Source organism: Ruegeria sp. AB9 (assembly GCF_056542585.1).
On sequence record NZ_JBQGAA010000003.1, the window covers coordinates 255,239 to 269,153 of the forward strand.

Sequence of the window (13,915 nt, forward strand, 5' to 3'; positions counted from 1 at the left end):
GACCAGAACAGTGACGTCCGGAGTAACTGGTGACGGCGTGTCGGCAGGAAGCCGCTCAGCTGACCAGCAAACGCAACCCCTGCGTCACGTCCGAACGCACCGCAAGCCGCAAGCCGGGCTCGTCCCCGGCCTTGAGAGCAGCAATGATCAGTTTGTGGTAATGCGGCGGCTCTGTGCGTCGCAGACGCCCATAAAGCGCGCGCATTGTCGGACCCAACTGCAGCCAGACCGTTTCAGCGATCGCCAGCATCGCAGGCGCTTGCGCCCGCAAGTACAGGGTGCGGTGAAACTCCAGATTCGATCGGATGTAACCAACCGCATCCCGCTTGGTCACCATCTCGGCCACGGTCATATTGATGCTCTGCAACCGGTCGATCAGCGCAATATGCGCCCGCGGCAAAGCCCGGCTGGCAAGTTCAACCTCCAGCAACGCACGCAGCGCCGCCAATTCTTCGATCCGGTCGTTCGTCAGCTCGGGGGTCGAGACCCGGCCTGAAGTAGACAGAAACAAGGCCCCCTCGGCAGCCAGACGGCGCACGGCCTCTCGCGCTGGGGTCATTGAAACGCCGAACTCCTTACCGATACCACGCAAGGTCAGCGCCTGACCCGGCGCCATCTCGCCATGCATGATTCGAGACCTCAGAACCCGGTACACCCGGTCATGAGTTGCGGTTTGGGTTTCGGAAGGGCGTGCGCTCAACATCCGCTTATGTGATCACAAAATAGCGCAAGGTCAACTCGGCTCTGCATCAAATCTATATCGATGCAACTCGGCCCCATTGTCGCGTAACCAATGGCGGGGTTGCTGATAGGGTCCAAAGATCTTTTCGACCTGTGCCCAGAAGGCGGGCGAGTGATTCATCTCGACAAGATGCGCCACTTCATGCGCGGCCACATAGTGCAGCACTTCAGGCGGCGCCAGAATGAGACGCCACGAGAACATCAACCCGCCATGCGAGCTGCAGGACCCCCAACGCGACCGCGTGTCGCGCAGGCTGAGCGTGGTATACGAGCGTCCCAGCATTGCCGCATAATCATCGCACGCACCGATCAACCGGTCCCGCGCCAGTTCTTTGAGGAACCGGGCCAACCGGCGTGCTTCGGCGCCCTCCGGCACCGCGACTTCATCTGCCTGCAACAGAACCCTCCGACCTGATGCAGGTACGATTCGCCGGACAATGCCCTCAATCGGGATCATCTGCCCGAACTGTACCACGGCCAGGTCTGGCCGTGCTTGCAGGTGCTGACGAATCCACTCCTCCTTGGTGCGAGCGAAACTCAGGGCTTCAGATTCAGGCACCCCGACCGGATAGGTCAGCGTAACCCGGCCATCCAGTTGGGAAATTCGCAAACTGATGCGACGCGCCCGGGCAGATTTGCGCAGCCTGAGTGGCACCGGCGGTGTCCCTGGCAATGCATGCTCTCCCATATCGCGACCTCTCTTGCGCAAAGACTTTGACAGTGCCCTCTGCCTGTGGCAGGTGAGCTGAATCATTTAGACGACTCACCTGATATCAAGGGGATTTGACATGCCCAAGGAAGAATGGGGCGTAAAGCGCGTTTGCCCGACAACCGGTAAGCGGTTCTACGACCTGAACAAGGACCCGATCATCAGCCCCTACACTGGCGAGATCGTGGAGCTTGAAACATCCAAAAGCCGCATGATCGCGGCGGATGCGGAAGATGCGGCTTCGGTCAAAGCGCGTGAGAACGCGTCCGAAGAGGATCTGGTTCTGGACGATGACGACAATGTCGACGTGGAACTGGATGACGATCTGCTGGATGACGATGACGACAGCAGTGATGACGTTTCTCTTGACGACATCACCGACATGTCTTCAGAAGACGAAAACTGATCAAGCAAAAGGCGATCCCCAGGGTCGCCTTTTTCATTGGACGGGCAGCGTGACCGGAAATTCGCGTTCAATTTCATTTTTGGACTTGCACTCGTCGTCACTGTCTCCTAAACGTCCGTCCACCGCACCGACGGTACCATGATGGGGCCTTAGCTCAGTTGGGAGAGCGCTTGCATGGCATGCAAGAGGTCAGGGGTTCGACTCCCCTAGGCTCCACCAAAACCTAACAATACAACTAGATAGCAAGCATTAGAGCGGTGTGACACACAGGTGTGACACGAATTGAAGCTGCATGCGTTTCTCTCACTGTCCCGACACGGCATATATTGCTTCCGTTGACCACGACCAGCCCCCCGATCTTCGCGTGCAGTTCATTGACCCGTTCTTGGTCAATCTCTGGGGCTTTCTTGCCGCCACGCTCGAATACGCCTGACGCGCCTTCAAGCGGCGCCTGATTCCAGCTGTGGATCATCGTCGGGTGAACGCCAAACTGGTTTGCCATCTCAGCAACCGTCCGCTCGCCCTTCAAAGCTTCAAGCGCGACTTTGGCTTTGAACTCTGGCTAGCGGTTCTTCCGCTTCGACATCTCTGATCCCCTCTCCGTCGAAGATCAGCAGACAACAAATCGTAGCTTACGTCAGTGTCCGAATTTCAGGGGGGGAGTTCAAAAGTAGAGGCCCAGAAGGAATCAGCGCAGAATTGGTCACACAAATGGAAAGCAGGGAAGCGGATCGCTTAAACTTATGGCAATCCGTTGCCTACCGCGCCATGTCCGAATGCGAATGGTTTTGTGATGGTGGGTTTCGATTTAGGTAACACCAAAAGGGATACTCAGTTTTTACCACAGCAAGCGCTTCATCAACCGTTCTTCCCCCCTGATAAACTGCCGTCGCGATTACAATCGCGATACCAAACTTTTAGTGGTCACAATTGCAATTTAAGCTGGTAAAATATCAAACTGCTTCTGAATTTCACACAATCACAAGTGATGCGAACCATCTGAGATGACCTTTTTCATGGTAGAAGGCCCTTGTTTTGTTGCGAGCATCAAACATAGCCGCATGCTAAAGTAGCCACTATTTTCAGAAAAGATGTCCTTTTGACATCGTGGAATGCAAACAAGGCAGTAAACTCCACACCCAGCAACGAGCCAATAAGGAATGAGCCGGTCAATAGTATAGAAGAGGAATACGCACTCGCTAATAGCCAAACCGCACAGTTCGAACTGATTAAGGCGGCATACGACAGCGGCGATGATCACGAGATCGAACAGGCACTTCTCACTGTACAATACGCGAGAGACAGTTTGCGCAACGGTATCTTAGATATGATCAGAGATATTGATTAGCCGGGCCACTGATTTCTGCGGCGCGGCCCGGTGACACAAGTGGTCAGCTTTGCACACACTTACGGAAGCAACCCTTCATTGGGGTCTGAAATTTCCGACCCCTTCGATCTTCGCCCATTTGCTGAATATCTCCATCGCAGATTTTGCATCAGGTATTTGGCGATCGGTGACACGTTGCAGATCATGACGCAAAAATATTCTACCGCTGCATTCTTTGGGCATCGGTAGCAGCGTCGCGCCACGCTTCAACAGTCCGTACCCCACGGTGCGGATGTGGATTCCCCAAACCTCGGACATCAGCTTTACCGGCACATACTTCGACAGGAATGCGTCCATCGCATCGTAAGTGACGATAGAGATAGCTTTTCGTGATATTGGGTGGCGAGATTTGATGGTCGAAAGCAAACCAATATCAGCCAGATATCTGATCGCCGGATCGTTCACACCCAGAAGCGTTCTAAGTTCTGGTTTCATATATCCCTTGGGAGCAGCCAACCTCATCTGCTCAGCGATCTCGCGAGGATCAACTCGCAACGACAAGTATCCTTTCTGCCCTAACCGCTGGCCGACGAACTTCAATCGCTTAGACAATATGAGATCTACAATCTCCGCCGCCCCTGTCACAGTCTTGCGACACGCAGTCTGAATATCAACGCAGTGTTCGTTGTCCGCATCCACTGGCGTCGAAGTTTCCTGAAGAGATGTAAGAAAATCATCGAGCCTTTCGGGATCATAACTTGGCCGGGCATCACCCGCCCCGCCAATTGGCTGTATGATTCCGGCCTTCAAGAGTACATCGAACTGCGCGCGCGGGGCGTTGATACGCCGACGTGCGGCCAATTGGCAAACTGACCCTTTGAAACGTGCGACTATTGGGTCAACGTCTTCCGCACTGAAGACAACACCCCCTTCGAACTTGCCAGTCCTTTCATCTCTGCCCAGAAGACCGTGGTGATGTAGAATGTGTTTGAGCTTCTTAGGCTCAATTCCGGTCGCCTCTTTCAAAGTCCTGATGCTATAGACCCGTCGGCGTTTGCATGCTTCGCCCAATATAACTTCACCGTCTTCAACCGGATAAGTCTGCGCGATGTGATCTCGCATGATCTTTCTGATGGGTTCGTATAATTCAGAATGCGAAGCCTCTAACCATAGGAAGAAGTAGCCATAGAATTGCCGTTGAAACCAGGTTGGAGCGCCGCCACGTTGGTGGCGGCTTGCCAGACAAGCTCGAATGGCTTCTTCACCATCACGAACCACTCTGAACCCTGCAGCCCCAGCTTCAATTCGCTCTCGGGGTGACAAGGCGCCTATCTTCCTGTCACGACCGAAGGCCAACATCAATCCAAGAGCCTCGCTGGCCATTGCGACGGCATTGAAAGGTAACCCGTCCAACCACGGTTCTCGCAAAAACCCATCCATCCGCCCAGTCAGATAGGCTTCAAGGGTCGATGGGGTGCGCTGGCCACAGTTTTGGGTGAGCTTTTCATGCCTGATCCCAAGGTCTTTCAATCGACCCGTGAAATCATGGGGGCCTCGTGTATGACAGACGCTGTCGATTTCCGAAATTGACACCTGATGCTTTTGACAGGTCCGTATGAATGGAACATGCCAGTGAGCGCGCAGGGCCGAACCATGAAGCGATGGGTCACTTAAGTCCTCGGCGACACAACGGGGGCAGAACCGAAGCCTGGAACGTTGTATCCATCTTTTTTCCAGTCTTTGACCAGCAACCGAATACTGCGTTTCGCCTATTCTCTCGACCGAGAACCGCTTTAGATTGGTTAGGCTCTCCCCGCCAAGCACGGCGAGTGATGACAGAGCATGAGCTCTGCCATCCGCTACATCCTGCAATCGAAAACCCCGATCCAGGCAAAAATCTGCAGCATACTCACTGCCATTCTTACGGCCCAGCCGAACCGCGAATGACGCGGGTGTTTCTCCCTGGACAAGGTTAACGCTAAGAGGAAGCTTGCCTGACATCAGCTTGCCCTCCGATAACTTTCGATCGCCTGACTCATCCTCTCAGATTGGAGATCATCGACCCCGCCCAGTAGCTTCCCAGCATCGATCACTTTGAAATCATCAGCCACAAAGGGGTTGAGAGCTTGGACACACCCAACTCTCGTCTGATACATCTCGGCGAAGTGGTGACTGCTGATGGATCTGCTGTCATCCAGCAAAGCTTCCTCAATCGCATTCACGATCATTTCGACGGTAATGCCGAATTCATTGGATCCGGCATGTATCAAGCGGCGCAAGAACAATTTGTTATCGATGCCTTCACCCAGCTTCAGGCCCACGACACCCACGTAGGATTCCAGTATTGCCAAGATATCCGGGCCATGGGTTGTATAGCTGATTTGCGGGAAATGAATGGGTTTGAAGCGCCTCCACAATTGGGCATCCAGATTCATCAGTTCCTTCAGCCATGGCAATCCTGAGAGCACCAACCCAACCGGCCATTGTTTGTTTTGCATGAATGATTTGAGCGTCTGCATGACCGGTTTGATTTCGGTGCCTTTGGAGTTCGAGATGAAATCCTGAGCTTCGTCATAGTGCACAAAGAGCGTGCCGCGGTTTTTCGCATGAAACTGCACCTTGTCCCAAAACCAATTGCTGGTCCTGTTGCGTTCGATCGTGATCCCAAAGCCGTGTAGAGTTTTCTCACCGACAAACTTCAGGCTGGCTGGGCTGGGCACACGAACCGACAAAGCCTCCAGGGTCTCCGATCCATCCTTACCAAGGTCCAACTGAGGATGGCGCGCGATCAAGCGATCCACGGCCGTAGTCTTACCGCTGCCCGAATTCCCAATGACAATCAGTCCTCGTGCTTCGGGACTACGCCCGGAGGCGATGTTTGCGCGGCGTTTCCAAAGGAGACGATTGAATTCTCGCTCTAACTCTCTGTAGCCGGCGTGACTGACAAAACGGGCGGATAGATCAGCCACTATCTGGCTGATCTCTTCTGGACGATCCAATTCCATCACTCATCCTCCAACTTGCAGGTAAGTTCCCGATTGAAATCCGGCATTTCGTCATTTTCAGCCAAAGCAACCTCGATTTCCGCAGTTTCGGCCGTTCGCCCGCCACCCGGAAAGCGAAGCCCCAACAACCCACGCTTCTTCGCGTTGGAGGCTGTTTTCTGACCCGCTATCACATTCAGACCCAAAAACAGCTTTTTGCGGTTCTGGTTGACTTGTTCCGGCGTCATCGCCTGAGGGGTGACACCTATGCGCAAACACGCTTGGCGATCTAATTCGGAGATATCTTCGATCGCCTGATCGACGCATGACTGACTGATGTCTGCCTCAGCCTTGTACTTACGGCGTAATACCTGGCAGGCATGTGTCCAGGCTTCCAGTGACAACCCGTCAAATCCCTGCGCCAAAGGCTTTGCAGGAACCCAGCCACCATCCAGATTGACCTCAATGCAACCCAGGTCACTGCGATCAACCCTGATCTGGACCTTACGTTTTGTCGAAATCAGAAAGTGATCACGCAACTCCGGGCTTGTATAGTGAATACCGCAAAACCTGACACCTCTGCCGGACACTGTGCGGGTGTAGTTTTGCCCCAGCGCAGCAAGACGATGACGGCGATCCGGTGGGGCAAGTCGCCCCACCTTTTCAACCTGCTCCGCCCAGCAATTGGCCGGTGTTTGACCATCCAGACCAGCATGTGGTTTTTGGTGATACACATCGACCACGAACCGTATGAGCACCTCAGCAAGTTGGTCATCGGTCAACGCGGCAATCGCTTCTGGTTCGAAATCTCCCTTCTCTACCACGTTGGAAAATGTTCTTGCGGACAGCAGTGGCATCAGCTCGATCGCGAATGTATTGAAAAACCGTTCGACATGTCCACGAAGCTTCGGAACACCAGCAGGCGGGAAAGACACCGTTCCCATCAAATCGACGACGGCACGCTTGAACTCGAAACTGATGAAAGCCGAGCCTTGATCGGCCGAAACGCTGTAAATTCCACCGAATTGATCCCAAGGCTTTTGACAACCAAAGGCTTTTGCAAGTTCGGTTTTGTCACGCGTAGCCATTTCCAGGGCGGCAATTGCATCGACCGGGCTGTAATCTGATGCGACTTTCAATCCCAAAACACAGCGGGTCCGGACGTCGATGACAATATAAACCCAGCGACGGCCTTGCGGTAGCGCATTTATCTGTTCATCACTCAGCCGTCCGAACAAACCTGCTTTGGCCAGCAGGGTTATGAGATCGACCTTCCATTCATCAATTTCCAGACGCTCCATCGGTCGCAGGACATCAACGCCTTCTTCTATAATTGCAAAATGCCGATTGGCGGCATCAACCCCCTCTCGCTCACACTTTACGTGGTATGGCTCCAACGCATTGATTGCCCGAATAATTGTCGACTGCGATGGTATGTCCAAAGGCTCGCGACCATCCGCAATACGCTGAACATTTGCTTTGCGGAAAGCACGCTGTGTGTCCTTTGCAACCATGACTTTGGACGGCCGTTTGAAAGACGCATATCCAAGCACGCAGTCATTCATCAAAACTTGCGCCTCATGGCACATCTGAAGTCCAGATCGGCCAGAGAGATAGCGTTTGTCGATCAAGGCAAGCGGCGACCGACCCATCTTTTCGTATCTCCGAAGCCATTTCAGGCCCCGGCTCGCACTCGGGAAATCAAACCGTTCGCAGAAGCTGGTCTTACAAGCGTATTTCTTTCGCTCCTGGGTACTGGAAGTCGTGAACAACTTGTTGGTTAGTTCTTCGATCAAAACCCTGTTGTCTTTGAGGCTCTGTTCAGTGCGCTTGATATCTCCCCTCGAGAGTAGCTCAAGTAGTGCGTCGCAATAGGCCTGCTTGAACAACAATTTCTTTTGCGCATGGACTGGTAGGTTTGAAACCATTTCCACTTCGAAATTCGCCCGCACTTCCGCACAAGACAGCCCAAAGTGGGCATGGTCAGCTTCCACGCGCCCCGTATTGAGGCCCTCAATGATATCGTTGTAGGCATGTTCTTCAAACCCGCCAGTCTCAGAACAGCACGTCACCATCGCGTTGCTTTCATAGCGCACGATATGCTTCGAAATCCCGTCGACTTTGGGCTGTGTTTGCTCGGCGAAAATTACCTTATTGCTCATTTTCCTGCTCCATTTTCCACGATTGTTGAGAGGTTGATTGTTCCTGCCTCGACCTGGCGAAGAACGCCGGAGTAGATCGCGCGGAAGATGGCCGGGAATGCGCGGCCACCCATCTCTGCCTTTTCGACGAGATCGCCCACGGTTGTCGGCGATGTCAGACGCAATCCCAACTCCCTGATCGCTGCGTCCGCTTCCTCATCCAGATCCCTGCGCATCTCCAGAAGACGCTCAGCGTTGATTGCCTCCCATTCCTCATAGGAGTCATCTGAGATCAGGATGATTTCGTCAGCTTGATCTGGTCGCAAGAACTGGCTGAAGAACTCCAACCGTTGCTCGAAGTCGAGCGACACCACTCGCTCTGTCGGCTTGACCTCGATTGCTGCCGAAGACCCATCTTCGAACTCGACGAAATAGTCCGGCACGCTTTTGCAGGGTGTGCCATTCTCACCCGTTGCATGGATCTCAAATGGTTGGTCGACGATGTCGACGACATCCGGGCGCGCCAATAACATCGCACGCACCTTACGCTCTTCACCGCTTTCGAAACCCAAAGAGAACGGATGCGGATGTCGCGAAGTGCAGACCGGACCCACGCCGCTCAACCTGCCTTTTGATTTATTCGAATATCGTCGTTTCGCACGACTTTGAGATGGAAGAAATATTGGATCGTACACTTGCGTGCTCCTCGTTTTCCGAGGTCATCGCAGAGTATGGTCGCGCCTTTCGCACGAGATGTAGCATGTGCTGCTCCGTCCCCGTTTGCCATCAAGGGCAATGAGATTTTGCAAAAACAAGCGGCATCGGACGCAATACTTTATTGCGGCGCACCATTCTTGACTTCTGCTATGAAACACGGGATGAAGAGGTGTCTAATCAACGGCACCCAGTGTTGTTATCCCCCTTCGTAAGCGAGAGCTTTCGTGGGGGGTTTTCGTTTCTAGATCATGTCATTTCCGATCTCCCCCACTCTTTGCGATCACTTCCTCACCGCCAAACACCTCTGCAAAGGGCTTGCCAAGGCGTTCGCATATCTTCTCTTCGATGAAACGGCTTCGCCTCGCCCCCGACAACACGTTTTGCACCGAACTCTGATGTCGTCCAATCTGATCGGCGAAGCCGCATATAGACGACCCAGAAAGGGTCAAAATCGCCTTGAACATGAGGACATGATCGGAACGCATCGGAATTTTTTCTCTCAAGTAGCAACATTTAATTGATTGCTAGAATCGGCGTAGCAGACGCGATTCTCGCAGGTCAACAGCTTAAGTTTTCATGTCAGAGGGCACCCGATCCAGATCTCTGCCGAACAACTGGCCGGCGTGGATTCACTTCACTTTCTTCAGGCAGAAACTCGCCTACCAGGAAGCGTAAACAGTCAAATTAACTATTAACTTTCAATTCCTTACATGAAAAACAGAAAAATAGAGGCAAATCAAACCTTAGCCAGAATTGTACTACTTTTAGCGAAAATTTCTTGTCGGCATGCCTTCACATTTATCGGATTTCAAATGACGGAGCTTCGAAGTGACAGCATTCGTTGTTGACACCTGATCTGGGCCAAAATCAGCAAAACTAACCAAGCCTCAGTTGGCGGAATTTCGCCAATTCACCGGTTGATTTCTGCTCCAAAACTGGGCCTGCTCATCATCGTGTCGGAAAAGGATCGCATATTTCCTGCAGGTTCTGTGTATCGATCTTGGTCTCCATTCTACCAAGCAGTAATACGGACCGCACTCAGAAACCTTGCATAACGCCTTTAAGGTAATGGAAGCAAAAAACTGGATTGGTGGTTACACCAGTAACGACCGTCAAGTTGTGGTGAACCCAGGTACACTTGCTGCTGCTGACAAACTTCCAAAAACAAACAACACAGATGCTTCGGATACCATCAAAAAGCTGTCTTTACTCATCGAAGGTTATGAAACCCGACATTGAACACATGGTGACAATTGGTGGGCCAGCGGACAAACCGGACTTGTGCGATTGCGGCAATTGCTGACGCAGCATTGATTTGCTGTAGCAGCACATTCATCGCTGCGTTGCAGCTGTTGTCGCCAGACCGGTCATTCAAAGCTATGATGATGCGATACTATCAAACTGTAGTTTCGCTGCACATAGGATCAGCAACTTAGACGCCGAACAAAGCCAACGTTTGCGTTGTCGCAGGCAGTGCAGCAGGACAGGCCTGCGGGCCTTCAGCCAGTAAGCAAATTCTCGTTGTGGCTCATGCAGGTCGGCGGGGAAGAGGGAGTAAGTCGCGGTCGTGGAATTTTTCATTAAGTCGAGATATTGCAGAGATTGGAACTTCGGTTCTTGCTTCGTGTTTGAATTGATCGGGAACGAGGCACCAATAGTACTTCTATTTGTTGTTATGCTTTTTTGACGAGTGTAATCTTGTTTTTCTGACACAGAAATTAACGTTACTGCCGAACGCGATAGCCGGAAGCAATGATCTGGTTTATCAGAACAGCGGCGGCCTGGTGCATATCCTTTTCTTCCTTGTTGCCAACCGCTGCTTCGTGGGCAGCGGCTGCGTCACGCAGAACTCCCACAATCTCATGTTCGGGAAGGAGCTCACGATCTTTAATTGCAAGCAAAAGCGCTTCACAGATTGAGAGTGCGGCTATTCCTGAGTAGTCTTGCCGGTCGGCCATGGTAGACGTCCTTTTTTGACAGGCGTCCAAGCAAGGAAGCGCCACGATGAATTGCACCATTCTGGCATGGATTGCAGTATACTTAACTGATCGAAAGCAGTCTTTGCGTGGTATAGTTTTGCGGACGGCTCATTGATGAAGGAAGAATATTTGCCCACTATCAATAACAGCCCCCTCACCCGAAAGCTCTCAAACTTCGTCTCTCTGACTGAGGTTGAACTTGCGGTATTAGCGCGCCTGCACAAGCGTCGCAGGACCTTTGAAGCGGGACGTGACCTTGTGCATCAAGGGCAATCAGAGCAGGCGGCCTACATTCTGGCCTCGGGCTGGGTTTGCTCCTACAAAACCCAGACAGACGGGTCGCGTCAGATAGTCGATTTCCAAATACCGGGTGACTTTCTGGGCTTGCGAAGCGTTCTGCTGCACACCTCGGATCACAGCATAGAACCAATCATGGAAATCCAAGCCATTGAGGTGGCAGTGGATGATCTTCTGGAAGCATTTGCGCAAACGCCCCGGCTGGCGACAGCAGTTCTTTGGGCGGTCTCTCGAGATGAAGCGATGGTGGTTGAGCACTTGGTCAACATCGGACGGCGAGATGCGGGTGAGCGCATGGCGCATTTTCTTCTGGAACTTGGTGTGAGGCTGACTCAGGTCGGGATGGCAACCAAGTTGGGATATGCCTGCCCACTGACACAATACCATCTTGCCGATGCGCTGGGACTGAGTGCTGTACATGTTAATCGTGTCCTACGGCAACTGCGGGAGAAGGGGCTGGTTACTTTTCAATCCGGGCAAGTGGCATTTGATGATTATGACGGATTGGTGACGTTGGCCGGTTTTGACCCCGCTTATCTGAATCAGGTCGGGCCACTGTTGAAGCAATAGGTTCACCCCTTCGGCGATGCCGGGATTTTGACGATAGTTGCCTGGTTAGAGACGGAAGTCGCTTCGGCAGATTTGGCGTTTCACTCAAAAAGAAGCGCAAGATAAATGCAGTCCGATTATGGTACTGGATTTCCTGCGCTTCTTAATTACTCGTTAAGAACACGCCAGCAAATATCCCGCCAACACACATCACGTTGCCGGAATCCAAACATCGTTGCACTGACGCAGGTTAGTCAATTTTTGGCGGTACCTGATCCTCGGGCACCAAATGCATTTGAGATTCCAATAAAATTTCAGGTCATTGGCCGCAGACTAACATCGATCAGCGCGCGTCTGCCATTTGCACATTATTCTAAATTACAACGCCGGTACTACCGTGGCGCTTACGAGCGTAATCCGCGGCAGATTGCGCGGGGAAGATCCAACAAACTATATGGAGGACTAAGGTGAGCACGAGATCGTCCAGTTCTTTGGTGACGTTTTCAAATCCGTTCTCTTTGTCCGGCTATCCAGATGAACTTCCTGCAGGCGAGTATGAAGTAGTTGTTGAAGAAGAACTACTACAGGGCCTGAGTTTCGAAGCATATCGAAGAACCGGAACCTACCTGACAGTTCAGGGCAAAGGCAGCAAGCCAGGCCGCACGGAAATGCGCCCAATTGACCCAGAAGATTTTGAACGGGCGCTCAAGCAAGACCAGACCTTGGCCACATCTAACAATGACAGCGATGCGGCGCTTTCCCCGCAGGAGGAATAGATTATGAACACGCCCGAATGGCTTAAACCCGGAATCTACGGCGCCCTGATCGGAGGGGTTTTCGTAGGCGTCGTTGGATTTTCTTGGGGTGGATGGATGACCGGCGGTAGTGCGGACAAAATGGCCAACGCCATGTCCCGCGACAATGTAATCGCTGCGTTGGTTCCGGTCTGCGTCGACATGGCGAGAACTGACGCCCAACGCGCCGAAAAAATAACGACAATCAAAGAGGCTTCTTCTTTCAAGCGGAAGGATGCCGTCATGGAGGCAGGCTGGGCAACGGTACCGGGATCCCAAACCCCCAATAAAGATCTGGCACAGGCCTGCATTGAGGGGCTGAACCTGGATGGATCGTAACTCAATCACTCAACATTCGGACAACGCCGTTTGCACCAGGACAAATCGAAAAAATCAGCACTGGTTTTACTCTCACTTTATGACGGCGCTGTTTGTTGGCGTTTTCAGTTGCTTGACGGGCTCCTTTATCTCATCAAGTCCCGCCTCGGCCGAAACAAATTCGATCCCGGATAACGCGCATCCCAAAAAGTATGGCGACGGTTGGGAATGCGATTTGTCCTATCGGTTGAAAGGCGAAGAATGCGTGGCCATTGTCGTGCCGGGAAATGCCTACCCTACAAACAGAACCTATGGCTCAGGGTGGGCATGTATGCATGGCTTTGTTGAAGTTGGCGGCACCTCATGCACTGAAGTGATTGTGCCTGAGGGTGGATATCTCGATCCATCAGGTGAGAGGTGGCGGTGCCTGCGGGGGTACACAAAAGTAGACGATAGCTGCCAAAAAATCGTGGTGCCGGAAAATGCTTATCTGACGAACAGCACTTATGGATCTACATGGCGTTGCAACCGTGGCTACGAAATCGACGGAGAAGCATGCGTGGCAGTAGCAGTTCCGGAAAATGCTTTTCTGAACGCATCAACCAGCGGGCGTCCGTGGACGTGCGAGCGTGGATATTTTGAGCGCGACGGAAGGTGCGATACCGTTTTTGTGCCTGAAAATGCTTTCTACGATGACGCGATCCATGGAGTTGGATGGAAATGCGAACGTGGTTACGAGGCGTCCGGTGATCGCTGCAATGCAATCGAGTTACCAGAAAATGCCCATATCGACCGATCCGGTAATAGGTGGGAATGCCACAGAAATTATCATCAGTCAGAAGGTCAGTGTGTTCTGAACAAGTGAGGTTTCAGGCAGAGAGTCCATTTTTCCAAACTTCACAATTTGTGCCCGTTCTTACCAAGGACGGCGCGTTTCACACTCCCAAAAGGAA

Annotated in this window: 14 protein-coding genes, 1 tRNA gene and 2 pseudogenes; 7 read left to right on the top strand and 10 right to left on the bottom strand. The window is 52.5% G+C overall.

The features are described 5' to 3' along the window. Positions 1-55: 55 nt before the first annotated feature. Together ACR0K5_RS10390 and ACR0K5_RS10395 are read right to left on the bottom strand one after the other, a co-directional pair. Positions 56-703: a GntR family transcriptional regulator gene (locus ACR0K5_RS10390; RefSeq protein ID WP_298849373.1), complete on the bottom strand. Its 648-nt coding sequence runs from the start codon at positions 701-703 to the stop codon at positions 56-58. A 30-nt stretch (positions 704-733) separates the two neighbouring features. Further along, the gene (locus ACR0K5_RS10395; protein ID WP_480629627.1) at positions 734-1,429 is read right to left on the bottom strand and encodes a M48 family metallopeptidase; all 696 of its coding nucleotides are present in this window, start codon (positions 1,427-1,429) and stop codon (positions 734-736) included. 100 nt (positions 1,430-1,529) lie between these two features. Here ACR0K5_RS10395 and ACR0K5_RS10400 point away from each other — a divergent pair, with 100 nt between their 5' ends. Together ACR0K5_RS10400 and ACR0K5_RS10405 are read left to right on the top strand one after the other, a co-directional pair. Beyond that, positions 1,530-1,856: a TIGR02300 family protein gene (locus ACR0K5_RS10400; RefSeq protein WP_480629628.1), complete on the top strand. Its 327-nt coding sequence runs from the start codon at positions 1,530-1,532 to the stop codon at positions 1,854-1,856. 143 nt (positions 1,857-1,999) lie between these two features. Continuing rightward, positions 2,000-2,075 (top strand) — tRNA-Ala (locus ACR0K5_RS10405). Positions 2,076-2,318: 243 nt separating this feature from the next. On the opposite strand, the pseudogene ACR0K5_RS10410 reads toward ACR0K5_RS10405, so the two are convergent. The 7 genes and pseudogenes from ACR0K5_RS10410 to ACR0K5_RS10440 form a co-directional block, all read right to left on the bottom strand. After that, positions 2,319-2,415, bottom strand: a pseudogene (locus ACR0K5_RS10410) (transposase); the annotation flags it as partial. 864 nt (positions 2,416-3,279) lie between these two features. Next, positions 3,280-4,461 (bottom strand): hypothetical protein, encoded by a 1,182-nt coding sequence (locus ACR0K5_RS10415; RefSeq protein ID WP_480629800.1) that lies wholly within the window; start codon positions 4,459-4,461, stop codon positions 3,280-3,282. A gap of 324 nt (positions 4,462-4,785) precedes the next feature. Then, positions 4,786-5,184, bottom strand: a pseudogene (locus ACR0K5_RS10420) (TniQ family protein); the annotation flags it as partial. Next, positions 5,184-6,188 (bottom strand): ATP-binding protein, encoded by a 1,005-nt coding sequence (locus ACR0K5_RS10425; RefSeq protein WP_480629629.1) that lies wholly within the window; start codon positions 6,186-6,188, stop codon positions 5,184-5,186. The gene ACR0K5_RS10425 and the pseudogene ACR0K5_RS10420, both read right to left, overlap by 1 nt. Beyond that, a complete protein-coding gene (locus tag ACR0K5_RS10430) occupies positions 6,188-8,329 on the bottom strand; it encodes a transposase (RefSeq protein WP_480629630.1) in 2,142 nt (713 codons plus the stop codon). Before ACR0K5_RS10430 ends, ACR0K5_RS10425 begins: the two co-directional genes overlap by 1 nt. Beyond that, complete coding sequence (locus ACR0K5_RS10435) at positions 8,326-8,880, bottom strand: TnsA endonuclease N-terminal domain-containing protein (RefSeq protein WP_480629631.1); 555 nt, start codon at positions 8,878-8,880, stop codon at positions 8,326-8,328. Before ACR0K5_RS10435 ends, ACR0K5_RS10430 begins: the two co-directional genes overlap by 4 nt. A gap of 396 nt (positions 8,881-9,276) precedes the next feature. After that, positions 9,277-9,489 carry a hypothetical protein gene (locus ACR0K5_RS10440; RefSeq protein WP_480629632.1) on the bottom strand — a complete coding sequence of 71 codons (213 nt, stop codon included), beginning with the start codon at positions 9,487-9,489 and terminating at the stop codon, positions 9,277-9,279. Positions 9,490-10,093: 604 nt separating this feature from the next. Here ACR0K5_RS10440 and ACR0K5_RS10445 point away from each other — a divergent pair. Beyond that, the gene (locus ACR0K5_RS10445) at positions 10,094-10,264 is read left to right on the top strand and encodes a hypothetical protein (RefSeq protein WP_480629633.1); all 171 of its coding nucleotides are present in this window, start codon (positions 10,094-10,096) and stop codon (positions 10,262-10,264) included. Between the two features lie 485 nt (positions 10,265-10,749). Here the strand turns inward: ACR0K5_RS10445 and ACR0K5_RS10450 are convergent, their stop codons facing one another. Then, positions 10,750-10,983, bottom strand: a complete 234-nt coding sequence (locus ACR0K5_RS10450) for a hypothetical protein (RefSeq protein ID WP_170619842.1) — start codon at positions 10,981-10,983, stop codon at positions 10,750-10,752. Between the two features lie 135 nt (positions 10,984-11,118). On the opposite strand from ACR0K5_RS10450, the gene ACR0K5_RS10455 reads away from it, so the two are divergent. From ACR0K5_RS10455 to ACR0K5_RS10470, 4 genes are all read left to right on the top strand, one after another. Then, positions 11,119-11,871, top strand: a complete 753-nt coding sequence (locus ACR0K5_RS10455; RefSeq protein ID WP_480629634.1) for a Crp/Fnr family transcriptional regulator — start codon at positions 11,119-11,121, stop codon at positions 11,869-11,871. Between the two features lie 446 nt (positions 11,872-12,317). Continuing rightward, a complete protein-coding gene (locus ACR0K5_RS10460; protein WP_170520028.1) occupies positions 12,318-12,626 on the top strand; it encodes a hypothetical protein in 309 nt (102 codons plus the stop codon). A gap of 3 nt (positions 12,627-12,629) precedes the next feature. Next, positions 12,630-12,983 carry a hypothetical protein gene (locus tag ACR0K5_RS10465; protein WP_480617371.1) on the top strand — a complete coding sequence of 118 codons (354 nt, stop codon included), beginning with the start codon at positions 12,630-12,632 and terminating at the stop codon, positions 12,981-12,983. Continuing rightward, complete coding sequence (locus ACR0K5_RS10470; RefSeq protein ID WP_480629635.1) at positions 12,973-13,827, top strand: hypothetical protein; 855 nt, start codon at positions 12,973-12,975, stop codon at positions 13,825-13,827. The genes ACR0K5_RS10465 and ACR0K5_RS10470 overlap by 11 nt, the downstream gene beginning before the upstream one ends. Positions 13,828-13,915 lie beyond the last annotated feature (88 nt).

Bases quoted from the DNA above. Each gene is read 5' to 3' on its own strand.
- ACR0K5_RS10390 (WP_298849373.1), bottom strand. From the start codon at position 703: ATGTTGAGCGCACGCCCTTCCGAAACCCAAACCGCAACTCATGACCGG.
- ACR0K5_RS10395 (WP_480629627.1), bottom strand. From the start codon at position 1,429: ATGGGAGAGCATGCATTGCCAGGGACACCGCCGGTGCCACTCAGGCTG.
- ACR0K5_RS10400 (WP_480629628.1), top strand. From the start codon at position 1,530: ATGCCCAAGGAAGAATGGGGCGTAAAGCGCGTTTGCCCGACAACCGGT.
- ACR0K5_RS10425 (WP_480629629.1), bottom strand. From the start codon at position 6,188: ATGGAATTGGATCGTCCAGAAGAGATCAGCCAGATAGTGGCTGATCTA.
- ACR0K5_RS10430 (WP_480629630.1), bottom strand. From the start codon at position 8,329: ATGAGCAATAAGGTAATTTTCGCCGAGCAAACACAGCCCAAAGTCGAC.
- ACR0K5_RS10440 (WP_480629632.1), bottom strand. From the start codon at position 9,489: ATGTTCAAGGCGATTTTGACCCTTTCTGGGTCGTCTATATGCGGCTTC.
- ACR0K5_RS10445 (WP_480629633.1), top strand. From the start codon at position 10,094: ATGGAAGCAAAAAACTGGATTGGTGGTTACACCAGTAACGACCGTCAA.
- ACR0K5_RS10450 (WP_170619842.1), bottom strand. From the start codon at position 10,983: ATGGCCGACCGGCAAGACTACTCAGGAATAGCCGCACTCTCAATCTGT.
- ACR0K5_RS10455 (WP_480629634.1), top strand. From the start codon at position 11,119: ATGAAGGAAGAATATTTGCCCACTATCAATAACAGCCCCCTCACCCGA.
- ACR0K5_RS10465 (WP_480617371.1), top strand. From the start codon at position 12,630: ATGAACACGCCCGAATGGCTTAAACCCGGAATCTACGGCGCCCTGATC.
- ACR0K5_RS10470 (WP_480629635.1), top strand. From the start codon at position 12,973: ATGGATCGTAACTCAATCACTCAACATTCGGACAACGCCGTTTGCACC.